This window comes from Clavibacter sepedonicus (assembly GCF_000069225.1).
Lineage (GTDB): Bacteria > Actinomycetota > Actinomycetes > Actinomycetales > Microbacteriaceae > Clavibacter > Clavibacter sepedonicus.
On sequence record NC_010407.1, the window covers coordinates 2,210,188 to 2,232,098 of the forward strand.

A 21,911-nucleotide genomic window follows, 5' to 3' on the forward strand; every position below is an offset into this window, starting at 1 on the left:
CGGCCCATGATCTTCGCGGTCACCGTGCTCACGTTCCTCACCGGCCTCGGAGCGCTCACCGCCCCCCCTGGTGCTCGGCGGCACGGGCTTCCAGACGGTCGCCCCGATGATCGTGACGTTCTCCAAGAGCACGAGCTCCCGCGACCTCGCGGCGCTGCTCGCGATCGTGCTGGGCGTCGCCACCATCGTGCTGCTGGCGATCATGAACCGCGTCGAGAAGTCGGGCGTGTACTTCTCGGTCGCCAAGGTCGCGACGCCGCTGCAGAAGCAGCGCATCCGGAACCCGATCGTCAACGGCGTCGTGCACGTCGTCGCGTACGCGCTGTTCGTGGTCTACGCGCTGCCGGTGATCCTCATCGTGCTGTTCTCGTTCCTCGACTCGAAGAGCGTGCAGACGGGCACCATCACGCTCGAGTCGTTCACCCTGCGCAACTACACGACCGTGCTCGGCTCCCCCGACGTGCTGCGCCCCTTCATCGTGAGCCTCGTCTACAGCGCGCTGGCCGCCGTGATCGTCGTGGCCGGCCTGCTCTTCGTCGCGCGCATGATCCAGCGCAACCGCAACTGGGTCACCGCAACGCTCGAGTACCTGCTGCACATTCCGTGGATCCTCCCCACGATCCTCATCGCGCTCGCGCTCCTGCAGACCTTCGACCGGCCGCAGCCGCTCATCGGCGGGCAGGTGCTCACGGGCACGACGTGGCTGCTGCTCGTGGCTTACATCATCGTGAAGGTGCCGTTCACGCTGCGCCTGCTGAAGGCGGCGTTCGCGAGCGTGCCGCAGTCGCTCGAGGACGCGGCGCGGATCCTGGGAGCGAAGTCGCTCACGACGTTCCGGCGCGTGCTGGTGCCGCTCGTGATCCCGACGGTCGCCGCCATCACGGCGCTCAACTTCAACAGCCTGCTCGACGACTACGACGCCGCGGTGTTCCTCTACCAGCCGCTGTACGAGCCCCTCGGCATCGCCATCAAGGCGAGCACCGAGGGCGAGGCGAACCTCGACTCCATGAGCATCACGTTCGTCTACACGGTGCTGCTCATGATCATCATGGGGCTGACGATGTACCTCGTGTACGGGCGGTCGGGCGGGCGCACGCGCCGCCAGGGGCGGACGGGCTCGCCCGCGGTGGAGACCACCGCGCCGGCGCTCGCCACGAGCGACCCGGGAGCGCCCGCGCCGGCGGCACCCCGGACACCCGTGGGCTGATCCGCCTCCACGCAGACGAAAGGCCCCGTCCGGGTGGATGGGGCCTCGCGTCTCGCCGGACGGATCCGGACCCTCGACGAGCGTGGAGCATGCGACGCGATGGTGGAGATGCGGGGAATCGAACCCCGGTCCACTGCTGTAATCCTGCGCCTTCTACGGGTGTATCCAGGAAAGGCGTCCTGCTCGGCCCCGGAACTTGCTCCTGGCATCTGATCCGACGGGCCCAGCCTCAGTTCGAGTCCCGCGCGGCCCTGAGGCACGACCGCGCAGCGAGCTCCCTTTTCTGACGCCGACTTACCGGATAGAGAGCATCACCGGGTCGACGGTCCTGTTAGTGCGCTCGCTTAGGCAGCGAGAACAAAGGACGACTGCTTGTTATTGGCAGTTGTATTTTGCAGAGAGCGTTTACGAGATAGCCCTGCATCCTCGACCCGCTTCTCGCAGTCATTCAGGCAATGTCGAAACCGATCATCCCCATGAACGGCCCAGCGCCTCGAGAGGCACCCGAGCCGGGTCGCATGTTCCACGCTGTCGAGTTGTCAATCGCCGATCGCGTCCTGCGCGACCAGCCCTCCATGTTACCCGACCGATGCCGGTCGCACCACCGTGGAAAGGGGGCTACTCGCCGAGGCGGCGGTGCGACGACATCGCCCGGTCCGCCTCGCGCTTGTCCTGACGCTCGCGCAGCGTCTGGCGCTTGTCGTACTCCTTCTTGCCCTTCGCGATGGCGAGCTCGACCTTGGCGCGGCCGTCCACGAAGTAGAGCTGCAAGGGGACGACCGTGTAGCCGCCCTCCTTCACCTTGGAGTGGATCTTGAGGATCTGCTCCTTGTGCAGGAGGAGCTTCCGCTTGCGGCGCACCGGGTGGTTGTTCCAGGTGCCCTGGTTGTACTCGGGGATGTGCACCGCGTCGAGCCACGCCTCGCCCGCGTCGACGAACGCGTAGCCGTCGACGAGCGAGGCCCGCCCCTGCCGGAGCGACTTCACCTCGGTGCCCGTGAGCACGAGGCCGGCCTCGTAGGTCGACTCGATGGTGTAGTCGTGGCGCGCCTTGCGGTTGGTCGCCACCACCTTCTCGCCACGTTCCCTGGGCACGGTGGACTCCTCGATGGTTCGGGTGGACGCGCCCGGATCCGGGCAGCCCATCAGCCTACCGGAGGATCAGATGCGCAGATAGCGGCTGATCGCGAAGTTCGCGGAGACCGCCGCGAGAACGACGCCGACACTCAGGAGGATCGGCACCACGAGCAGGGCGTCGTCCATGTTCACCAGGGATATCGACGTGAGCCGGGTGCTCAGGAACCCCTGCACGAAGAACTTGACGAGCGCCACCGTCGCCGCGCTCGCGAGGACCGAGCCTATGAGCGCCGCGAACACGCCCTCGAGGATGAACGGGGTCTGGATGAAGCGGTTCGACGCCCCGACCAGCCTCATGATGCCCAGCTCCCGTCTCCGCGAGAACGCGGACAGGCGGATCGTCGTGGCGATCAGCAGGGCGGCGGCCACGAGCATCAGGCCGGCTATGCCGACGGCGGTGAGGCTGGCGGCGTTGAGGATGGAGAAGATCTGGTCGAGGTACTGCCGTTGGTCCGTGACGCTCTCGACGCCCGCGAGCCCGGAGAGGCTGTCGCTGAGGATGTCGGACTTCGACGGGTCCTTGAGGTTCACCCAGAACGCCTCGTTGAGGAACTCGGGCTGCACGAGCTCGGTGACGGGGTCGCCCTTGAACTGCTCCTGGAAGTTCTTGTACGCCGTGTCCTGGTCCTCGAAGTAGTACTTGTCGATGAACGGGGCGAGCGTGTCGCTGTCGAGCTGCTGCTTGACCGCGTCGATCTGCTCCTGGGTGGCCTTGCCGTTGACGCAGGTCTCGCTCGGGACCGACGTGTCGGTGCAGAAGTCGATGGCGACCTGGGCGCGGTCGTACCAGTAGTTCTTCATCTGGCCGATCTGCATCTGCAGCAGCACGGCGGCGCCCACGAACGTGAGCGAGATGAAGGTGACGAGCACGACCGAGACGACCATGCTGACGTTCCGACGGAGGCCGTTGCCGACCTCGGAGAGGACGAGTCCGAGTCTCATCGCGTGGGCCCCACATCCTGTGCGCCGGTGTCATCCGGCGACTCGCCTCGGGCCCGCAGGCCCAGCTTTTCGGCCAGGCCGAGCTCGGCGAGCTCGGCGTCGTCGCGTCCGTCGGCGGGCGCGGATCCGCCCTCACCTCCGGACAGGTCGGGGAGGCGGATCACGCCGGTGCCCTCGGGGAGCCGCCGGATGGATCCGGTGCTCGGGGCGGCGGGGGCCGCTCCCCCTCCGTTGCGCCTGCTGGGCGGTGTCGGCGGGGCGTCGTCGACGGGCGGGGCGTCGTCCCGGGTGACAGGGACGGCACGCGACGGCGTCGGCTCGACGGGTTCCGCGGTGACCTGCTCGGGGACGCGCTGCTCCGAGCGGGAGGGGGCCGGCTCGCGGCGCTCCTCCGCGGCGGGTGCCGGGCGGTCGCGCTCGGCCTCGTGCTCGGGGACCGGATCCACGCGCGCGGCTTCGGCGAACGCCGACGGGGCGTAGACGGGGGCGTCCGCGCGCGGTCCGCGGGCGGGCTCGGCGTCGCGGGCGGGCTGCGCGGCGCGGGCTGCCGCGGCATCACGATCGGTCGCGGTGGCGGGCACGATCGGCACGGCGGGCGCGGCGGGCGGGGCAGGCGTGGTGGACGGGGCAGCAGCGGGCACGACGGGTGCGGGCACGGCGGCCGGGGCGGTGGCGGCCGGCGAGGGCTTCCTCGGCGCCTTCTTCGCGGCCTTGGCGGCAGCGGCCTCGCGGGTCGCCTCCTCCTTGGCGCGGGCCTTCTCGTCGGCGCGCCGCTGCTTGTCGAGCTTGGCCTGCTCGCGACGCTCCGCGCCGGTGGCGGGCTCCGCCGAAGCGGTCGGACGCGCGGGAGCCGGCAGCGGCGCGGCGGGCACGAACACGGGCGTCGGCGCAGCGACGGGTGGGTGCTCGGGGTTCACGCCGACCGGGTTCTCGGCCGTGCGCGGCAGGTCGATGGCGGAGGTCTGGTACTGGCCGCCGAGCTCGTCGCGGACGACCTCGCCGCCGATCAGCTCGATGACCCGCTTCTGCATCTGGTCGACGATGCCGGAGTCGTGGGTGGCCATGATCACCGTGGTGCCGTTGGCGTTGATCCGCTCGAGCACCTGCATGATGCCGGCGCTCGTCAGCGGATCCAGGTTGCCGGTGGGCTCGTCGGCGAGCAGCACGGCCGGCTTGTTGACGACGGCGCGGGCGATGGCCACGCGCTGCTGCTCTCCGCCGGAGAGCTCGTGCGGGAGGCGCTGCTCCTTGCCCTGGAGGCCGACCATGTTGAGGACGTCGGGGACGGCCTCCTGGATGAAGCCGCGCGACTTGCCGATCACCTGGAGGGTGAAGGCGACGTTGTCGAAGACCGACTTGTTGGGGAGCAGGCGGAAGTCCTGGAACACCACCCCCAGGCTCCGCCGGTAGTAGGGGACCTTGCGGCTCGACAGCTGGTTCAGCTGCTGGCCCAGGACGTGGATCGTCCCTTGCGTGGGCCGGTCCTCCTTGAGCACGAGACGCAGGAAGCTGGACTTGCCGGACCCGGATGCGCCGACGAGGAAGACGAACTCCCCCCGGAGGATCTCGAGGTCGACGGAGCTCAGCGCCGGTCGGGGGTTGCCGGGATACACCTTGGATACGTGGTCGAACCTGATCATGTCGTTTCGACCCTAGGCATCAGAGGTGCGTATCGCCGCATCGACTCACCGCGGCGAGCGGTCCTCCGGACTCTCTCAGGCGCGGTCGGGGGACTTGCGCCAGCGGATCCCCGCGGAGATGAAGCCGTCGAGGTCGCCGTCGAACACGTTGGACGGGTTGTTGACCTCGTGCTCCGTGCGGAGGTCCTTCACCATCTGGTACGGCGCGAGCACGTAGCTGCGCATCTGGTCGCCCCAGCTCGCCGTGATGTTGCCCGCGAGCTCCTTCTTGGTGGCCGCCTCCTGCTCGCGCTGCACGAGCAGCAGGCGCGACTGCAGCACCCGGAGGGCTGCGGCGCGGTTCTGGATCTGGCTCTTCTCGTTCTGGCAGGTGACGACGATGCCGGTCGGCAGGTGGGTGATGCGCACCGCGGAGTCCGTCGTGTTGACGGACTGGCCGCCGGGGCCGGACGAGCGGAAGACGTCGACCCGCATGTCGTTCTCGGGGATCTCGATCGACTCGGTCTGCTCGATGAGCGGCACGACCTCGACGGCGGCGAACGAGGTTTGGCGTTTGCCTGCGGAGTTGAAGGGGCTCATGCGCACGAGCCGGTGGGTGCCCGCCTCGACGGAGAGCGTGCCGAATGCGTACGGCGCGTCGATCTCGAAGGTCGCCGACTTGATGCCCGCCTCCTCCGCGTAGGACGTGTCGAGCACGGTGGCGGAGTAGTCGTGCTGCTCGGCCCAGCGCAGGTACATGCGCATGAGCATCTCGGCGAAGTCGGCCGCGTCGACGCCGCCGGCGCCCGCCCGGATGGTGACGACCGCGGGGCGCGGGTCGAACTCGCCGTTGAGGAGCGTCTGCACCTCGAGCTCGTCCATGATCTTCGTGATGCCGGCGAGCTCGACGACCGCCTCCTCGGCGGACTCCTCGTCGTCCTTGGCCATCTCGACGAGCACGTCGAGGTCGTCGAGGCGGCGCTGCAGCTCGTCGATGCGCTTGAGCTCGGACTGGCGGTGGCTCAGGTCGCTCGTGACCTTCTGGGCCTTCTCGGTGTCGTCCCAGAGGTCCGGCTCGCCCGCCTGGGCACTCAGCTCCTCGACCTCCTGCTGCAGGCGCTCGACGCCGATCACCGAGCGGATGTTGGAGTAGGTGTCGCGCAATTCTGTGATCCGCGAAGAGAAGTCCTGGTCGATCATGGTGCCGCCCAGCCTACCGCCAGGCCCGTCGGCGGCGTCCGGGCCAGGGCCGGCCCGCGCGTAGGCTCGGGGGCGATGTCGACCCCCGATGCCCCCTTCTCCCTCCGCGCGGTGGCGCTCCCGGCGCTGCTCCCCGCGCTCCTCTTCTCCATCGGCGAGGGGGCGATCATCCCGATCATCCCCATCGTCGCGGGCAGCCTCGGCGCCTCGCTGGCGATCGCCGCGTTCATCGGCGGCATGATCATGCTCGGCGAGCTCGTCGGCGACATCCCGAGCGGATCCGTGGTGAGCCGCATCGGCGAGCGGACCGCCATGATCGGCGCGGCCTTCGTCTCCATCGGCGGCCTGGTGCTGTGCCTCCTCGCGCCGAACCCGCTCGTGCTCGGCGTGGGCGTCTTCCTCATCGGCGTCTCCACCGCCGTCTTCGCGCTCGCCCGGCACGCGTTCATGACGAGCTTCGTGCCGCAGGCCTACCGGGCCCGCGCCCTGTCGACGCTCGGCGGGACGTTCCGCGCCGGGTACTTCGTGGGGCCGTTCCTCGCGGCCGGCGTGATCCACCTGACGGGCACGTCGCAGTCGGCGTTCCTGATCCACATCGTCGCGTGCCTCGCCGCCGCCGTCACGCTGCTCGTGCTGCCCGACCCCATGGACGTCGTGCGCCGCAACCGCGCGGACCTGCAGAGCGCCGCGGCAGCGACCGCGGGCGAGCCGCAGGACGACGAGTCGGTCGCCGCCGCGGCGGGCACCGCTCCCCCGGCCCGCGAGTCGGCCGGCCTCGGCCGCACCCTCTGGCGGTTCAAGGGCGTGCTCGTCAAGCTCGGGTCCGGTGCCGCCCTCATCGGCGCGATGCGCGCGGGCCGCGGCGTGCTCCTCCCCCTCTGGGCCGTCAGCATCGGCATCTCGGACGCGAACACGGCGCTCATCATCGGCATCGCGGGCGGCGTGGACTTCGCCCTCTTCTACGCGAGCGGCCAGATCATGGACCGCTTCGGCCGCCTCTGGAGCGCCGTGCCGTCGATGGTCGGGCTCGGCGCCGGTTACCTCGTGCTCGCGCTGACGCCGGACCTGCCGTCGAACGTGCAGTGGTTCATCGGAGTGGCCATGTTCATGTCGGTCGCCAACGGCGTGGGCTCGGGGATCCTCATGACCCTCGGCGCCGACCTCGCCCCGCGCGAGGACCCGGCACCCTTCCTCGGTGCCTGGCGCTTCACGGGCGACGCCGGCAGCGCCGCGTCCCCGCTCCTCATCGCCGCGCTCACCTCCGCCGCGTCCCTCGCCGTCGCCAGCGGCGTGATGGGCGTGCTCGGGCTCATCGGCGCCGGGATCCTCGTGCGGTACGTGCCGAGGTACGCGCCGAGCAAGCCGCGCCCGACCGCCTGAGGTCCCCTCACCCGCCTCCCCCAGGCCCGACGGGCGCGGCGCCCGGCCCGACCAGCACGCTGCGGGCCGTGCTCGTGACGTCGATGCGCACGCCGTCGGGGGCGAACAGCGACGCCACGGGCGGGATCCACGTGGCCGACAGCGTGACGCGCGCGCTGCGGCCGTCCGGCGCCGTGGCACCGTCGACATGGAGGTCGTGGATGCCCGCGGTCGGCTCGTCGGCGAGGAAGGCGGCGACCGTGGAGGCGACACCGGCGTCCGTGAGGGGCGGCAGGGCGACGCCGTCGTCGTCGACCGCGATCGCCGCAGCGCCGTCGCCGTCCACGTCGAAGGACTCGGCGCCCGCCAGCGCCGCCGCGTCCGCCAGCGAGAAGAGGCGCACGCGCTCGAGGTAGAGCGAGGACGCCGCGGACACCATGAGGATCACCGCGAGACCCAGCGCGCAGGACGCGATCACGAGCGGCAGGATCGAGCCGTCGTCCTCGTGCGCGCCCGCGCGGACGATCGATGCGCGCCCGCGACGCGGCCACGGCCGCCCGCCGCTCACCGTCCTCCTCGTGCGAAGACCGACACGCGCTCGTCCGCGTCGCCGTGGACAGCGACCGATCCGGGCGCGTCCGGACCGGCGACCGGTGGCGCGAGCGGCAGCTCGGCGGCGACGCGCACGGACACGTGCACGAGCGACCGCGGGGAGTGGCAGCGCCCCGGATCCGGCGTGCACGTGATGTCGAGGGCGATGCCGTCGGGTGCGATCCCCTGGTCGGCGAGCGCGACCTCGACGGCCGACCGCGCCTCCCGGCGACCGGCCGCGTCGTCGTCCGCGCGCACGTACACGCGGGCCGCCTGTCGCGCCGCGCCCTCCGTGCCGAGCGCCGCCCCCTGGATCGCCGACAGGGCGATGACGAGGTAGACGAGCGGGACGAGGAGGAGCACGCCCGCGGTGATGAACTCCAGCGCCGCCGAGCCGCGGTCGTCACCCCAGGCGCTCCACGGCCGCATGGCCCGTCACCTCCAGCCCGCGGTCGACGCCCAGGAGGCCGACGAGGGGCAGCGTCGTCCGGACTGTGACGCTGACGACCGCGTGACCGAGCACGGTGCCCGTGCCCGCGGTGACGTCCTCCGCATAGCGCGGCCCCACGGCCGTCGTGATCAGCTCGCGTGTTCGCTCGATGCCGTCGGCGCGGGTGGCCCCGGCGAGCGCGGCCGTGCGCGCACCCTCGGCGGCCGCGTCGAGCACGGTCGTCCGCACGTGGAGCGCCAGCGCGAGCTGCACCACCGAGAGGGCGAGGACGACGAGGAGGGCGCCGACCATGACGAACTCGGCGGGTGCCGAGCCGCGGTCGTCGCGCATCAGAACGATGTGACCCGGTCGATGGCCTGGGTGAAGACGTTCTGCAGCAGCGGTCCGGCGACGCCCCACAGGATGATGACGAGTCCGGCCGTCATCAGCGTGATGAGCACCCAGCCGGGCACGTCGCCGCGGTCGTCATCCCACGGGCTGCCGGGTGCGGCATCGGCGCCCAGAGCGCCTCGTTCGTCGGTCATGTCGTGCCTCTCGGTCGTTGTCGGATTCGGGATGGGTCGTCGGCGTCCGCCTACAGCCCGAGCTGCAGGACGAAGACACCGGGGAACAGGGCGAAGACGATGGTCAACGGGAGGATGAGGAACACCAGCGGCACGAGCATCCCCACCTCCTTGCGGCCGGCGCTCTCGAGGAGCTCGCGCTTGGCGACCTCGCGCGCGTCCTGGGCCTGCGCGCGGAGCACCTCGGCCAGCGGGGTGCCGCGCTCGAGGGATCCGGCGAGCTGGTCGACGAGGCGGGACACCGCGGGCATGGCGAGGCGTCGCGCCAGGTCGTCGAAGGCGCGGGTGACGGGGATCCCAGTGCCGACGTCGGCGACCACCCGCCCCCAGCTCCCCCGCGAGCTCGCCGGACCCGACGCGGGCCACGCGGCGGAGGGCGTCGAGCAGGCCCTCCCCCGCGGCGAGGCTGAGCGCCAGGAACTCCAGCACGGTCGGCAGCTCCGCCTGGATGCGCGCGATCCGGCGCTTCGCACGTCGTTCGAGCGCGGTGTCGCACGCGACCAGCTCGGCGACAGCCGCGACGACGGGCACGGCGACCAGCTGCGTCTGCGGCAGCCCGCCCGCCACGACGGCGGCGCCTCCGGCCAGGGCGGCGATCACGATGCCCGCGGCGGTCCCGAGGACGAGGCCGACGAGCTGGCGCGACCGGTGCCGCTCGACGTCGTCGGTCGAACCGGACTGGCCGAGCAGCCGCTCGATCCGCTCGGTGCCGCCGAGCACGCGAGCGAGGCCACGCCGCAGGGGGATCACCGCCGGGGCGCCGAGCGTGCCGAGCACGGGCAGCGGGTGGACGGTGGTGAGGGCGAGGTGCCGACGCGCGCCCTCGGAGACGTCGAGGACGTGCGGGGCGACGCGGTCGAGCAGGCGGGCCCGACGGAACCGGGGAACCGCGCCCATCATCGTCCAGAGCCCCACGCCCGCGACGAGTCCGAGGACGGCGCCCCAGGACTCGATCCCCGTCACGCGAACCACCTCCGGTCCTCCGGGAGCCGCCCGAGCGCGAGCATCAGCCGGTAGGCGACGGCGGACACGACGAGCCCGACGACGATCACGACGGTGCCCGCGGCGGTGTCGTACGCGGCGACCGCCTCCGACCGGGTGGACAGGAGCGCGAGGATGATCCACGGGGCCGCGACGCCGAGCTTGGCCGCGTTCACGACCCACGACTGCCGGGCCTCCGCCTCGCTCCGGATGGCGGCCTCGTCCCGGAGGAACCGCGCCAGCCCGCGGAGAACGTCCGGCAGCTGCGTGCCGCCCACCTCGCGCGCCATGCGCAGCGTCTCCAGGATGCGGTCTGCTGTCGGATCCGCCAGCTGCTCCTTGAGCTCGTCGAGCGCCACGGCGAAGCTGCCCGTCGTCCGGTGGACGGACGCGAACTCCCGGAAGGCGGGCCGCAGCACGACGGGGCCCGCGACGGCGAGCGACGCCACCGCGTCCGGGAGCCCCATGCCCGCGCGGACCGCGCTCACGAGGTGGTCGACCACGTCGGGCCACACCTCCCGATGGGCACGGCGACGGGACGCGGATCGCGCGCCCACGACCGCCCACGGCAGCAGCAGGCCGGTGGCCGCGGCCGCGAGCGCGGCGCCGTCCACGCGGAGGAGCGCTTCCACGAGCACGCCCGCCGCAAGCCCGACCAGCGCGGAGACGGCGAGGAACGAGCTCACGGAGACCCGGGCCAGCCCCGCGTGGGTGAGGCGGTCGTGCACGGACGCGGTCAGCCCGCGTGATCGCGTCGACCCGTCGGGGGACGCGGGCCACAGGCGCGGCGAGATCAGGAGCACGAGGCCCGCGCCGAGCGCGAGCCCGAGGGCGACGCTCACGGCGCCCCCACCAGGATCCGCAGCGGGTCGAGCCCGGCGGCGCGGTACTTCGCCAGGTGCGCGGGCTGCCCGCCGGTGGACGTGAGGATCCCGTCCTCCAGCGCGAACACGGAGCTCGCCTCGATGACCATGCCCGCGTGTCTACCCCCGGGCGCGAGGATGTCGACCACCCGCCGGGCACCGGACGGCAGCACCTCGAGGTGCACGACGAGGTCGACCGAGGTCGCGACGGTCGGCACGACGAACGCGGAGTCGATGTTGCGGCCGGCCAGCAGCGGCAGCGTGCACAGCTTGACGAGTGCCTCGCGCGCGCTGTTCGCGTGGATGGAGCACATGCCCGGCACGCCCGAGTTGAGCGCGATGAGGAGGTCGAGGCACTCCGCCTCGCGCACCTCGCCGACCACGAGCCGGTCGGGCCGCATCCGCAGCGCCTCCTTGATGAGGCGACGCAGCGTGATCTCGCCCGAGCCCTCGAGGCTCGGCTGCCGGCACTGCATGGCCACGACGTCGCGTCCCGCCGGGTCCAGCTCGAAGGTCTCCTCGACCGTCACGATGCGGTCGGACGCGCGGGCCGCGGACAGGAGGGCGTCGATCATCGTGGTCTTGCCCGTGTGCGTCGCTCCGCTCACGACGATGGACAGGCCCGCCCGCACGCTCATGCGCAGGAACTCGGCGGCCTGCAGCGGCAGGCTGCCGAGGGCCACGAGGTGGTCGAAGTCGCGGATGCGCCGCGAGAACTTCCGGATGTTGACGGCCCAGTGGCGGCGCGTGACGTCGGGGATCACCACGTGCAGCCGCGACCCGTCGGGCAGCGACGCGTCCACGAACGGCGTCGACAGGTCGACCCGCCGCCCGGACGACTGCAGCATCCGCTCGACGAGGTCGCGCACCTCCGCGTCGGTGAGGACGAGCGGCGTCAGCTCGGCGACGCCGGCCCGCGCGACGAAGACGCGGGTCGGCGCGTTGATCCAGATCTCCTCGATCGAGTCGTCGTCGAGGAGGGGCTGCAGGGCCCCGAAGCCCGTGATGCGCGCGAGCACCTGCCGCTCGGTGGCCGCCTCGTCGTCGAGGAGCCGGGAGTCGGATCCGAGCGCCTGCTCCGCGAACCGCCGGACCTCCTCGCGCACCACAGCCGCGGTGCCCGCGGGATCGGCCGCCGCCCCGTCGTCCCGCAGGCGCTCGCGCACGCGTCCGGCGATGGTGTCGAGGGGAGTCCGCGTCTGCACCCGCTCAGGATGCTGATCAGGGGCGGATCCCGTCGGGGCCGTCCACAGGCCGACGCGTCAGCGGCGGCCCGGCACGCTCAGTACCCCAGCTCCGCCTTCGCCGCCGCATAGGCCTCGCGCACCGCGGGCACGCCCGGCGCGTCGAAGACCTCGTCGCCCGCCAGGGGCCACTCGGGGACGCTGCCCGTGAGGATCCACGCGGCCTGCTTCGCGGCGCCGTCGGCGACGAACTCGCCCGCGTCCGGCACGTGGATCGGGACGCCGAAGATGGTCGGCGCGATCTCGCGAACGGCGCGGTTCTTCGCCCCGCCGCCGATGAGGAGCACGCGCTCCACCTCGACGCCCTGGCGCGTGATCGCGTCGAGGCCGTCGGCCAGGCCGCACAGCATGCCCTCGACGTGCGCACGGGCCATGGTCGCCGGCGTGCTGTTGCGGAGGGTCATGCCGTGGAGCGACGCGGTCGCGTCGGGGAGGTTCGGCGTGCGCTCGCCCTCGAAGTAGGGCAGGAGCACGAGGCCGTCGGATCCCGCGGGGGCCTCGAGCGCGAGCTCGGAGAGGCGTGCGTGGTCGACGCCGAGGAGGCGCGCGCCGCCGTCGAGCACGCGCGCGGCGTTGAGGGTGGCGATGAGCGGGAGGAAGTTGCCCGTGGCGTCCGCGAAGCCGGCGACCGTGCCGGTGGCGTCGGTGATGGGATCCGCCGTGACGGCGAAGACCGTGCCCGACGTGCCGATGGAGACGACCACGTCGCCCGGCACCGCGCCGAGCCCGAGCGCGGCGGCCGCGTTGTCGCCCGCGCCGGGACCGACCGGGATGCCGGCCGGGACGCCGGGGATGCCGTCGCCGGTGACACCGGCGGACTCGCCGGGGCCGAGCACGCGCGGCAGGCCGACGACGCGGCCGAGCGCGCGCTCCAGCAGGTCGAGGCGGTACTCCCCCGTGACGCTCGACCAGTACGCGGTGCCGCTCGCGTCGGAGCGGTCGGTGGAGAGGGCGGCGAGGTCCGGGGATCCGGCGCCGTGGCCGAGGAGGCGCCAGTTCAGCCAGTCGTGCGGGAGGGCGACGGCGGCGACGCGGGCCGCGTTCTCGGGCTCGGCGTCGCGGAGCCAGCGGAGCTTGGTGGCGGTGAAGGACGCGACCGGGACGACGCCCGTGGCGCTCGCCCAGGCGTCCGCACCGAGCTCGTCGCGGAGGTCGGCGGCGGCCTGGGCGGATCGGGTGTCGTTCCAGAGGAGCGCATCGCGGACGACCGCGCCAGACTCGTCGAGGCAGACCATGCCGTGCTGCTGGCCGCCCACCGAGATCGCGGCCACGTCGTCGAGGCCGCCCGCGTCGGCGATGGCGGCGAGCAGCGCATCCCACCAGCGTTCAGGATCCACCTCCGTCCCGTCGGGGTGGGACGCGCGGCCGGAGCGCACGAGCGCGCCCGTGTCGAGGTCGCGGACGACCACCTTGCAGCTCTGCGTGGAGGAGTCGATGCCTGCTACGAGTGTCTTCGTTGTCACGATCAACATATTAGGGGGCGTCCTAAGCTGGTCGGGCACCCGCGGGAGTGGTGGAATCGGTAGACACGCAGGATTTAGGTTCCTGTGCTTTCGAGCGTGAGGGTTCAAGTCCCTTCTCCCGCACCAGCGACGGGGCCCGCCACGGCCTCCTCGCCGCGACGCTCCGACCCGCAGCGAGGAGCTCCCGTGGACGAACGCATCCGCCTCTGGACCGACCCCACCCCCGTGCACCCGGTCCCCCGCCTCGCGGAGGCGCTCGGCCTGCACCCCGAGCGGCTCCTGATGAAGCGCGACGACCTCATCGGCTGGGGCGGCGGCGGGAACAAGGCCAGGAAGCTCGAGCACTCGCTCGGCCGGGCCGTCGCGCGCGGGGCCACCACCGTGGTCACCACAGGGGCTGCGCAGAGCAACCACGCGCGGATGACGGCGGCGGCGGGCGCGTCCCTCGGCCTCGACGTCGTCCTGGTGCTCGAGGGCCACGAGGTCGCCGCGCGCGGCAACGTGCTGCTCGACGGGCTGTTCGGCGCGCGCATCGAGTGGTCGGGCGACGAGGGCGCGGAGTCGCGCGCCGCGTCCGTCGTGGCCGAGCTGGAGGGTGCGGGCACGCGCGTGCACCGCGTGGCGTTCGGCGGATCCGACGCGCACTCCGTGCAGGGCTTCGTCGACGCGGGGCACGAGCTCACGGCGCAGGTCGGTGCGGTCGACCACGTGGTCGTCGCCCTCGGCTCCGGCGGCACGATGGCCGGGCTCGTCGAGGCGCTCGGCCCCGAGCGCGTCCTCGGCGTGCACTGCGGCGCCGTCGCCGAGCCGCGCGCCGTGGTGGCGGGGTTCCTGACGGAGCGCGGGACGGGGATCGAGGCGGCTGCCTTGCGCATCGACGCGGACCGGGTCGGCCCCGGCTACGCCCACCTCACCGACGAGGCCCGGGAAGCGCTCGTGCTCGTGGCGAGGACGACGGGGATCCTCCTCGACCCCACCTACACGGCCCGCGCGGCGGCGGGGCTGGCGGCCGCGGTGGGCGACGGGTCCATCGGAGCGGACGACCGCGTCGTCCTCTGGCACTCGGGCGGCGTCCCGGGGCTCTTCGGCCACGCCGACCTCGGCGCCTGACCCGCGCCAGGTCCCTCGACCGGGGGTGTCCGGGTCTCGGCCGGCGGACGGCCGCTCCCGATATCCTGTGCTCTGCCACAGGTCGCTCCGCTCACGTCGCGACCCATCACGACTGGAGCCCCACGTGCATCCCCAGCTCTTCGACTTCCTCGACTCGACGACCCTCATCGAGTCGTTCGGGGGATTCGCCCTCATCGGGATCTGCCTCATCATCTTCGCCGAGACGGGACTGCTCTTCGGGTTCCTCTTCCCCGGCGACACGCTCCTCGTCATCGCCGGACTGACCCTCCCCGGGATCACCGGCATCGACATCTGGTGGGTCTGCCTCGCGATCGCCTTCTCCGCGTTCGCGGGCGGCGAGGTCGGCTACCTCATCGGCCACAAGGCCGGACCGAAGGTCTTCGAGCGCAAGGACTCCGGGATCTTCAGCCGCCAGAACGTCGTGCGCACCAACGCGTTCTTCGCGCGCTTCGGCGGGCTGGCGGTCATCGCGGCGCGCTTCGTGCCCATCGTCCGCACGTTCGCGCCGATCGCCGCGGGCGTCGGCCACATGGACTACCGCAAGTACTCCTTCTACAACGCAATCGGCGCGCTCCTCTGGGGCGCGGGCCTCACCTTCCTCGGTCACCTGCTCAACGGCTTCCCGCCCATCCGCGACTTCGTCACGCACTACATCGACTACGTCCTGCTCGGGGCCGTATTCATCACCGTCGTGCCCGCGGCGATCCACTTCCTCCGCGCACGGAAGCACGCGCACGACGCGGCCGGCGTCCTGCCGAGCGGCGAGGACCTCGCGCTCACCCCCGAGGAGTTCGACCAGGACCCCTCGAACGACCCGCGGCGCTGACGGGCTCCGCTCCGCGCCCGCCCGCTGATCCGCGGCCGCGCGCTGATACGCGGCGCGGCATCCGGTCGGGTCAGACGTGGTGCCGGTGCTCGTGCCCGGCGTGCTCCTCGGGCTCCAGCTGGAACGTGCTGTGCTCGACGTCGAAGTGGTCGTCCAGGCAGCCGGCCAGCAGGTCGAGGAGTTCACCCGTTCGCCCGTCGCGGAACACCTCCTGCTCCACGACGACGTGGGCGGTGAAGACGGGGGAACCGGATGTGATGGCCCACACGTGCACGTCGTGCACGGCCGTGACGCCGGGCGTCTCGAGCAGGTGCGCGCGGATCCGCTCGGGCTCGGTGCCCACGGGCGTCGACTCGTTCAGCACGCGCACGACGTCCCGCAGCAGCACGACCGCGCGCGGCACGATGAGCGCCGCGATGACGAGCGATGCGATGGCGTCCGCACGGCCGAAGCCGGTCACCAGGATCACGACGCCCGCGGCGATGGTCGCGACGGAGCCGAAGGCGTCGCCGAGCACCTCGAGGTAGGCGCCGCGCATGTTGATCGAGCTGCCCGCTCCCCCGCGCAGCACGACCAGCGCGGCGACGTTGGCGACGAGACCGATGCCCGCGGCCATCAGCATGACGCCGGGGTCCACCTCGGGGCCCTGCGGGGCGAGCAGCCGCTGGACGCCCTGCACGGCCACGTAGACGGCGACGCCCGCGAGGATCAGCCCGTTCACGAGCGCGCCGAGGACCTCGCCGCGCTGGAAGCCGAAGGTGTGCCGGTCGGTCGCGGGACGCGCGGCGACGATGGTGGCGACCAGGGCGATGCCGAGGCCCAGGAGGTCGCTCGTCATGTGGCCGGCGTCGGCGAGGAGCGCGAGCGAGCCGGAGACGAGCGCTCCGACGACCTCGACCACGAGGACCGTGGCGGTGATCGCGATCGCGATCACGAGGACCGTGGCGGTGATCGCGATCGCGATCACGAGACGCCGTCGGTCGGTCGTGGCCGCGCCGTGGTCGTGCGATCCGGGAGCCATGCGTCCACCGTACGGGCCCGCCGTCATGCGGATCCAGCCAGGAGCGCAGTCGGGAACGACTCCCGATCTCATGAGGGTGAGGAGGTGCCGTCAGCCCTCGCCGAGGAGCTCCCGGCGGACGACGGGCATGATCGCGTCGAACGCCAGCGCTCGGTGGCTGACGCGGTTCTTCTCGTCCGCACTGAGCGCCGCCGCGCTCGCGCCGCCGGTGGCCGGACGGAAGATCGGGTCGTAGCCGAAGCCGCCCTCCCCCGCCACCTCGCGCAGCACGGATCCCTCCCACACACCGAGGGCGGTGCGCTCGACGAGGCCGTCGGCGGTGGGGACGACGATGGCTGCGGCGCACGTGAAGCGCGCGCCGCGGTGGGCGTCCGGCACGTCGCCCAGCTGCCAGAGCAGGAGCTCGAGGTTCGCGCGGCTGTCGCGCGCGGGCCCCGACCAGCGCGCCGAGAAGATCCCGGGCGATCCGCCCAGGATGTCGACGCCGATTCCCGAGTCGTCGGCCAGCGTCGCGTGCCCCGTGTGCAGCGCGGCGGCACGGGCCTTGATGAGCGCGTTCTCCTCGAAGGTCGTGCCGTCCTCCACTGGCTCCGACCCGTCGTAGGCGACGAGGTCGATGCCGTCGAGGCGCGCACCGAGGATCCGGCGCAGCTCCTCGACCTTGTGGGCGTTGTGCGTGGCGAGGACGAGCGGGATCACGGCCGGTACCTCAGCGACCGAGCGCCTGCGCCTGCAGCGCGGTGAGCGTGGTGCCGCCGCCGAGCGCCAGGTCGAGCAGGGCGTCCAGCTCCGCGCGGTCGAAGGGCGCGCCCTCGGCGGTGCCCTGGACCTCCACGAACGACCCGCTGCCCGTCATCACGACGTTCATGTCGGTCTCCGCGCGCACGTCCTCGACGTAGGCGAGGTCGAGCAGCGGCTTCCCGTCGACGATCCCGACGGAGACCGCGGCGACGCTGTCCTTGAGCGGCGTGGCGCGCTGCGCGATGAACTTCCTCTCGCGGCCCCACTCGAGCGCGTCGGCGAGGGCGACGTACGCGCCCGTGATCGCCGCGGTGCGCGTGCCGCCGTCGGCCTGCAGCACGTCGCAGTCGATGACGACGGTGTTCTCGCCGAGCGCCTTCATGTCGACGACGGCGCGGAGGCTGCGGCCGATGAGACGGGAGATCTCGTGCGTGCGTCCGCCGACCTTGCCCTTGACGGCCTCGCGGTCCATGCGCTCGTTCGTGGCGCGCGGCAGCATCGCGTACTCGGCGGTGACCCAGCCCTGGCCGCTGCCCGCCTTCCAGCGCGGCACGCGGTTCGTGAAGGACGCGGTGCAGAGGACGCGGGTGCGGCCGAAGGAGATGAGGGCGGATCCCTCGGCCTGCTCGCTCCAGTCCCGCTCGATCGTGATCTCGCGCAGCTGGTCGGCGGTACGGCCGTCGTGGCGGGGGGTGTCGTCGGTCATGTGCGGCCTCAGCTCGGGTCGGGGGTGGATGGGGTGCCGTCCGCGTCCGGAGGCGTCGCCGCGTCCGGTCGCGGTCGGCGGGGAAGGGTGATGGCGCCGGTCTCGACGAGCTCGACGTGCGTGACGCCGGAGCCGAGCATGCGATGCGCGAGCGTCTCGAAGTCGGAGGCGCTGCCGCCGGTAGCCTCGTACCGGATCACGGGCGGGGCGTCGGAGCGGCGCTCGAGGCCGGCCGACACCAGCTCGCGGTACACGTCCTTGGCGGTCTCGGTGTCGCTCGAGACGAGGGTGACGTCGGGTCCCATGATCAGCGAGATGGCGCCCTCGAGGAACGGGTAGTGGGTGCAGCCGAGCACGAGCGTGTCGACGCCCGCCGCGCGGAGGGGCGCGAGGTACCCCTCGGCGGCGGACATGAGCTCGGGCCCGGAGGTCTCGCCGCGCTCGACGAAGCCGACGAAGTCCGGCGCTTCCGCGGAGGTGAGCGCCAGGTGCGGGGCCGCGGCGAACGCGTCGTCGTAGGCGCGGCTCGTGACGGTGGCGTGCGTGGCGATGACGCCCACCCGGTGGTTGCGGGTGACGCTGACGGCGGTGCGCACGGCCGGCTGGATCACCTCGACCACGGGGATGTCGTAGCGCTCGCGGGCGTCGCGGAGCATGGCCGCTGACGCCGTGTTGCACGCGATGACGAGCATCTTGACGCCGCGCTCGACGAGGTCGTCGAGGACCGCGAGCGCGTAGCGGCGGACGTCCGCGATGGGCTTGTCGCCGTAGGGCGTGTGCGCCGTGTCGCCGATGTAGATGATCGACTCGCGCGGCAGGAGCGCGGCGACCGCACGGGCCACGGTGAGGCCGCCGACGCCGGAGTCGAAGATCCCGATCGGCGCGTCGCTCATCCGCCTAGCCTACCGGCGGGCTCGTCGGCCCCTGCCGCCGTACGGCTCGCGACCCCCGTCACAGCGACCGCCGCGCATCCTCCTGGGCGACGAGCTCCGGCAGGTCCTTCAGCCGGCGCAGCCCGGCGAGCGGCTGGGCCATCCGCGCGTTGCCGCGGAGCCGCTCCTGGTTGCGGTCGAGGAACCACCAGTAGCCGGCCGTGTACGGGCAGGCGGTCGGGCCGACCCGCACCTTCGGGTCGAACGGGCAGCCCCCGCAGTGGTCGGACATGCGGTCGATGTACGCACCGCCTCCCGCGTAGGGCTTCGTCGCCATGCGCCCGCCGTCCGCGTGCAGCGCCATGCCGACGACGTTCGCCGGCATGACCCACGGCGTGCCGTCGACGAAGGAGTCGATGAACCAGTCGTTCATGGCGGCCGGGTCGTAGCCGCGCTGGAGCGCGAGGTTGCCGAGGATCATGAGCCGCTCGATGTGGTGCGCCCACCCGTGCGTGCGGACCTTGTCGACGACATGGGAGAGGCACGCCGCCTCGATGCCGGACGCGTCGAGCTCCTGCAGCGCGGTGGGCACGCCGCGGTGCGCGTCGAGCCGGTTCTGCGAGGTGTAGTCGTCCTCGAACGCCCAGTAGAGGTGCCACACGTAGTCGCGCCAGCCCATGATCTGCCGCACGATGCCCTCGACGCTCTGGATGGGCGCGTGGCCTGCGGCGTGCTCCGCGACGATGCGCTCGATGACGTCCGCGGGATCCAGCACCCCCATGTTCATGGTGGCGCTCAGCAGCGAGTGCGCCATGGTCCAGTCCCCCGCGAGCGACGCGTCCTCGAACGGGCCGAAGTCGTTGAGGCGGCTGGCCACGAAGTCGTCGAGCGCGAGGCGCCCCTCCTCGGGCGTGACGGCGAAGCGCCGCGGGCCGTCCTCCCCCACGAACCGCACGAGCCCCTTCCGCTCCCACTCGTCGAGGTCGGCCCGGACCTCCTGGTCGATCTCGTCCTCCTCGGGCCACCACGGCTCGGGCAGGCCGAGGCTCGTCGCGCCCTTCGGCGGCGGCTCGCGGTTGTCGTGGTCGTAGTTCCAGCGGCCGCCTACGGGCACGTCGCCGTCCATGAGGATGCCCGTGCGGGCGCGCGACCACCGGTAGAAGTCCTCCATGACGAGGCGGTTCGAGGTGCGGCCCGCCATCCACTCCGCGAACTCCTGCTCGCTGGTGACGAAGCCGCGGCTCGGCAGCACGTGCGCCCCGATCTCCGCGACGAGGCGCCGGAGACCGCGGGAGGTGGGGTCGATGACCTCGAGGTCGTTCCGGCCCTCGACGACCTCCCGGTAGTGGTCCACCTGGTGGAACTCGACCCGGTCGCCCAGCGCGCGGGCGCGGTGGCGGATGCCCGACAGGATGAGGTGCGCCTTGGCCCGGTGGTACGGCCGTCGGGCGAGCAGGCCCCGCGACTCGATGAGCAGCATCGGCCCGCCGTCGTCGAAGTGGTCGCCCAGCTGGTCGGCGAGGATCCATCGTGTGCGCTCCATGGCACGAACCTAGGCCGGACCACCGACAGCGGCCCGGTCCGTGCGCGATGCGGACGGCCCGCCCGCCGGACGCCGCCCTAGGCTGTCCCCGTGCACCAGGCGACCTCCCTCCTCACCGACCGGTACGAGCTCACGATGCTCGACGCAGCGCTCAAGGCGGGCACCCACGACCGCGAGTGCGTCTTCGAGTGCTTCGCCCGGCGGCTGCCGAGCGGCCGGCGGTTCGGCGTGGTCGCGGGCACGGGCCGGCTCCTCGAGCTGATCCGCGACTTCCGCTTCGGCGACGCCGAGCTCGAGTACCTGCGCACGGAGCGCGTCGTCGGCGAGGAGGCGCTCGCCTGGCTCGCCGACTACCGGTTCCGCGGTCGCATCACGGGCTACCGCGAGGGCGAGGTCTACTTCCCGGGTTCGCCGCTCCTCACGGTCGAGGCGCCGTTCGCCGACGGCGTGATCCTCGAGACCCTGGTGCTCAGCGTCCTCAACTACGACTCCGCGGTCGCGAGCGCCGCCGCGCGCATGGTGCAGGTCGCCGGCGGGCGCCCGCTCGCCGAGATGGGATCCCGCCGCACGGGCGAGCGGTCGGCGGTCGCCGCGGCACGCGCCGCCTTCATCGCGGGCTTCAGCGCCACCTCGAACCTCGAGGCCGGCCGCACCTGGGGCGTCCCGACCATGGGCACGGCCGCGCACTCGTTCACGCTCCTGCACGACACCGAGGAGCAGGCGTTCCGGGCCCAGGTGGAGGCCCTCGGCGCGGGCACCACGCTGCTCGTGGACACCTACGACGTGCGGCAGGGCGTGGACACCGCGGTCCGCGTCGCCGGCACCGGCCTCGGCGCCGTGCGCCTCGACTCGGGCGACCTCCCGGTGCTCGTCGGCGAGGTGCGCGCGCAGCTCGACGCGCTGGGCGCGACGGGCACGCGGATCACGGTCACCAACGACCTCGACGAGCACGGCATCGCCGGCCTCGCCGCCTCCCCCGTGGACTCGTACGGGGTCGGGACCTCGCTCGTCACCGGATCCGGCGCCCCCGCGGCCGGCATGGTCTTCAAGCTCGTCGCCCACCGCGATGCGGGCGGCGGCGAGTGGGTGTCCGTCGCGAAGCGGTCGACGGGCAAGCAGAGCCGCGGCGGGCTCAAGGGCGCGCGGCGACGGCACGACGCGCAGGGGGTCGCGACGAGTGAGCTCGTCACCGTCGGGCCGCACCCGGCCCCGCTCCCCGGCGACCGCGACCTCGTCGTCACGCTGGCGGAGGCGGGCGAGCCCGATCCGCGCTGGCTGGGCCGCGAGGGCACGGCCGTTGCGCGCGAGCACCACGCCCGCGTCGTGCGCGACCTGCCCGCCCAGGCCTTCCGGCTGCGCGCCGGCGACCCGGCGATCCCGACCGAGGAGGGCGCCCCGGCCTGATGCGGACGGCACCCCGGACGGCACTGCGCGAGGCGCCGCGGACGGGC

The 21,911-nt window shown here is 72.6% G+C and carries 23 protein-coding genes, 1 tRNA gene and 1 other RNA gene; 7 read left to right on the forward strand and 18 right to left on the reverse strand.

Annotation, left to right across the window (positions count from 1 at the left end):
• Positions 1-70 precede the first annotated feature (70 nt).
• Positions 71-1,207, forward strand: coding sequence for an ABC transporter permease (locus CMS_RS17925; protein WP_223842628.1), 1,137 nt, complete (start codon positions 71-73; stop codon positions 1,205-1,207).
• A 100-nt stretch (positions 1,208-1,307) separates the two neighbouring features.
• On the opposite strand, the gene ssrA is transcribed toward CMS_RS17925, so the two are convergent.
• The 5 genes from ssrA to prfB all read right to left on the reverse strand — a co-directional run bounded on the left by ssrA (position 1,308) and on the right by prfB (position 6,105).
• Positions 1,308-1,683: a transfer-messenger RNA gene (ssrA, locus tag CMS_RS16650) on the reverse strand.
• A gap of 142 nt (positions 1,684-1,825) precedes the next feature.
• Positions 1,826-2,302: an SsrA-binding protein SmpB gene (gene smpB, locus CMS_RS10305; protein ID WP_012037997.1), complete on the reverse strand. Its 477-nt coding sequence runs from the start codon at positions 2,300-2,302 to the stop codon at positions 1,826-1,828.
• A gap of 66 nt (positions 2,303-2,368) precedes the next feature.
• Positions 2,369-3,286, reverse strand: coding sequence for a permease-like cell division protein FtsX (gene ftsX / locus CMS_RS10310; protein WP_012299399.1), 918 nt, complete (start codon positions 3,284-3,286; stop codon positions 2,369-2,371).
• Entirely contained in the window at positions 3,283-4,926 is a 1,644-nt protein-coding gene (ftsE, locus tag CMS_RS18350) for a cell division ATP-binding protein FtsE (RefSeq protein ID WP_041464614.1), read from the reverse strand. The genes ftsX and ftsE overlap by 4 nt, the downstream gene beginning before the upstream one ends.
• Positions 4,927-5,001: 75 nt before the next feature.
• Positions 5,002-6,105: a peptide chain release factor 2 gene (gene prfB / locus CMS_RS10320; RefSeq protein ID WP_012299401.1), complete on the reverse strand. Its 1,104-nt coding sequence runs from the start codon at positions 6,103-6,105 to the stop codon at positions 5,002-5,004.
• 75 nt (positions 6,106-6,180) lie between these two features.
• On the opposite strand from prfB, the gene CMS_RS10325 reads away from it, so the two are divergent.
• Positions 6,181-7,485 (forward strand): MFS transporter, encoded by a 1,305-nt coding sequence (locus tag CMS_RS10325; protein ID WP_012299402.1) that lies wholly within the window; start codon positions 6,181-6,183, stop codon positions 7,483-7,485.
• 7 nt (positions 7,486-7,492) lie between these two features.
• On the opposite strand, the gene CMS_RS10330 is transcribed toward CMS_RS10325, so the two are convergent.
• Genes CMS_RS10330 through CMS_RS17935 form a run of 5 tightly spaced genes read right to left on the reverse strand, consistent with a single transcriptional unit; the run spans position 7,493 to position 9,389 of the window.
• A complete protein-coding gene (locus tag CMS_RS10330; protein ID WP_012299403.1) occupies positions 7,493-8,032 on the reverse strand; it encodes a pilus assembly protein TadG-related protein in 540 nt (179 codons plus the stop codon).
• Positions 8,029-8,484, reverse strand: coding sequence for a hypothetical protein (locus CMS_RS10335; protein ID WP_012299404.1), 456 nt, complete (start codon positions 8,482-8,484; stop codon positions 8,029-8,031). The genes CMS_RS10330 and CMS_RS10335 overlap by 4 nt, the downstream gene beginning before the upstream one ends.
• Complete coding sequence (locus CMS_RS10340) at positions 8,459-8,836, reverse strand: TadE/TadG family type IV pilus assembly protein (RefSeq protein WP_041464615.1); 378 nt, start codon at positions 8,834-8,836, stop codon at positions 8,459-8,461. Before CMS_RS10340 ends, CMS_RS10335 begins: the two co-directional genes overlap by 26 nt.
• Complete coding sequence (locus CMS_RS10345; RefSeq protein WP_012299406.1) at positions 8,836-9,030, reverse strand: hypothetical protein; 195 nt, start codon at positions 9,028-9,030, stop codon at positions 8,836-8,838. Before CMS_RS10345 ends, CMS_RS10340 begins: the two co-directional genes overlap by 1 nt.
• Before the next feature lie 50 nt (positions 9,031-9,080).
• Entirely contained in the window at positions 9,081-9,389 is a 309-nt protein-coding gene (locus CMS_RS17935; protein ID WP_223842629.1) for a type II secretion system F family protein, read from the reverse strand.
• Here CMS_RS17935 and CMS_RS17940 point away from each other — a divergent pair.
• Positions 9,370-10,086, forward strand: a complete 717-nt coding sequence (locus CMS_RS17940) for a hypothetical protein (RefSeq protein WP_223842630.1) — start codon at positions 9,370-9,372, stop codon at positions 10,084-10,086. The two genes, CMS_RS17935 and CMS_RS17940, sit on opposite strands and share 20 nt — an antisense overlap.
• On the opposite strand, the gene CMS_RS10355 is transcribed toward CMS_RS17940, so the two are convergent.
• From CMS_RS10355 to xylB, 3 genes are all read right to left on the reverse strand, one after another.
• Positions 10,029-10,892 (reverse strand): type II secretion system F family protein, encoded by an 864-nt coding sequence (locus CMS_RS10355; protein WP_041464616.1) that lies wholly within the window; start codon positions 10,890-10,892, stop codon positions 10,029-10,031. The genes CMS_RS17940 and CMS_RS10355 overlap by 58 nt on opposite strands.
• A complete protein-coding gene (locus CMS_RS10360; RefSeq protein ID WP_041464617.1) occupies positions 10,889-12,118 on the reverse strand; it encodes a CpaF family protein in 1,230 nt (409 codons plus the stop codon). Before CMS_RS10360 ends, CMS_RS10355 begins: the two co-directional genes overlap by 4 nt.
• A gap of 77 nt (positions 12,119-12,195) precedes the next feature.
• Entirely contained in the window at positions 12,196-13,629 is a 1,434-nt protein-coding gene (xylB, locus tag CMS_RS10365) for a xylulokinase (protein ID WP_012299409.1), read from the reverse strand.
• A gap of 32 nt (positions 13,630-13,661) precedes the next feature.
• On the opposite strand from xylB, the gene CMS_RS10370 reads away from it, so the two are divergent.
• From CMS_RS10370 to CMS_RS10380, 3 genes are all read left to right on the forward strand, one after another.
• Positions 13,662-13,746: transfer RNA gene (locus CMS_RS10370), tRNA-Leu, on the forward strand.
• Between the two features lie 60 nt (positions 13,747-13,806).
• On the forward strand, positions 13,807-14,730 hold the full coding sequence (locus CMS_RS10375; RefSeq protein ID WP_012299410.1) for a D-cysteine desulfhydrase family protein: 924 nt from the start codon (positions 13,807-13,809) through the stop codon (positions 14,728-14,730).
• A 124-nt stretch (positions 14,731-14,854) separates the two neighbouring features.
• Positions 14,855-15,577 (forward strand): DedA family protein, encoded by a 723-nt coding sequence (locus CMS_RS10380; RefSeq protein WP_012299411.1) that lies wholly within the window; start codon positions 14,855-14,857, stop codon positions 15,575-15,577.
• A 70-nt stretch (positions 15,578-15,647) separates the two neighbouring features.
• On the opposite strand, the gene CMS_RS10385 is transcribed toward CMS_RS10380, so the two are convergent.
• The 5 genes from CMS_RS10385 to CMS_RS10405 form a co-directional block, all read right to left on the reverse strand.
• A complete protein-coding gene (locus CMS_RS10385; RefSeq protein WP_041464995.1) occupies positions 15,648-16,598 on the reverse strand; it encodes a cation diffusion facilitator family transporter in 951 nt (316 codons plus the stop codon).
• Positions 16,599-16,688: 90 nt separating this feature from the next.
• Positions 16,689-17,297, reverse strand: a complete 609-nt coding sequence (gene rdgB / locus CMS_RS10390) for an RdgB/HAM1 family non-canonical purine NTP pyrophosphatase (protein WP_041464618.1) — start codon at positions 17,295-17,297, stop codon at positions 16,689-16,691.
• Positions 17,298-17,307: 10 nt separating this feature from the next.
• Complete coding sequence (gene rph, locus CMS_RS10395; RefSeq protein WP_012299414.1) at positions 17,308-18,045, reverse strand: ribonuclease PH; 738 nt, start codon at positions 18,043-18,045, stop codon at positions 17,308-17,310.
• An 8-nt stretch (positions 18,046-18,053) separates the two neighbouring features.
• Positions 18,054-18,938 carry a glutamate racemase gene (gene murI, locus CMS_RS10400; RefSeq protein WP_012299415.1) on the reverse strand — a complete coding sequence of 295 codons (885 nt, stop codon included), beginning with the start codon at positions 18,936-18,938 and terminating at the stop codon, positions 18,054-18,056.
• Between the two features lie 58 nt (positions 18,939-18,996).
• On the reverse strand, positions 18,997-20,460 hold the full coding sequence (locus CMS_RS10405; RefSeq protein WP_012299416.1) for a cryptochrome/photolyase family protein: 1,464 nt from the start codon (positions 20,458-20,460) through the stop codon (positions 18,997-18,999).
• A 90-nt stretch (positions 20,461-20,550) separates the two neighbouring features.
• Between CMS_RS10405 and CMS_RS10410 the strand changes: the two genes are divergently transcribed.
• Positions 20,551-21,864, forward strand: a complete 1,314-nt coding sequence (locus tag CMS_RS10410) for a nicotinate phosphoribosyltransferase (protein WP_012299417.1) — start codon at positions 20,551-20,553, stop codon at positions 21,862-21,864.
• The last annotated feature ends 47 nt before the right edge of the window (positions 21,865-21,911 follow it).

Excerpts from the sequence above, each read along its gene's own strand:
- ftsX (WP_012299399.1), bottom strand. The coding sequence starts at position 3,286 with ATGAGACTCGGACTCGTCCTCTCCGAGGTCGGCAACGGCCTCCGTCGG.
- ftsE (WP_041464614.1), bottom strand. The coding sequence starts at position 4,926 with ATGATCAGGTTCGACCACGTATCCAAGGTGTATCCCGGCAACCCCCGA.
- prfB (WP_012299401.1), bottom strand. The coding sequence starts at position 6,105 with ATGATCGACCAGGACTTCTCTTCGCGGATCACAGAATTGCGCGACACC.
- CMS_RS10325 (WP_012299402.1), top strand. The coding sequence starts at position 6,181 with ATGTCGACCCCCGATGCCCCCTTCTCCCTCCGCGCGGTGGCGCTCCCG.
- CMS_RS10335 (WP_012299404.1), bottom strand. The coding sequence starts at position 8,484 with ATGCGGCCGTGGAGCGCCTGGGGTGACGACCGCGGCTCGGCGGCGCTG.
- CMS_RS10340 (WP_041464615.1), bottom strand. The coding sequence starts at position 8,836 with ATGCGCGACGACCGCGGCTCGGCACCCGCCGAGTTCGTCATGGTCGGC.
- CMS_RS10345 (WP_012299406.1), bottom strand. The coding sequence starts at position 9,030 with ATGACCGACGAACGAGGCGCTCTGGGCGCCGATGCCGCACCCGGCAGC.
- xylB (WP_012299409.1), bottom strand. The coding sequence starts at position 13,629 with ATGTTGATCGTGACAACGAAGACACTCGTAGCAGGCATCGACTCCTCC.
- CMS_RS10385 (WP_041464995.1), bottom strand. The coding sequence starts at position 16,598 with ATGGCTCCCGGATCGCACGACCACGGCGCGGCCACGACCGACCGACGG.
- rph (WP_012299414.1), bottom strand. The coding sequence starts at position 18,045 with ATGACCGACGACACCCCCCGCCACGACGGCCGTACCGCCGACCAGCTG.
- murI (WP_012299415.1), bottom strand. The coding sequence starts at position 18,938 with ATGAGCGACGCGCCGATCGGGATCTTCGACTCCGGCGTCGGCGGCCTC.
- CMS_RS10405 (WP_012299416.1), bottom strand. The coding sequence starts at position 20,460 with ATGGAGCGCACACGATGGATCCTCGCCGACCAGCTGGGCGACCACTTC.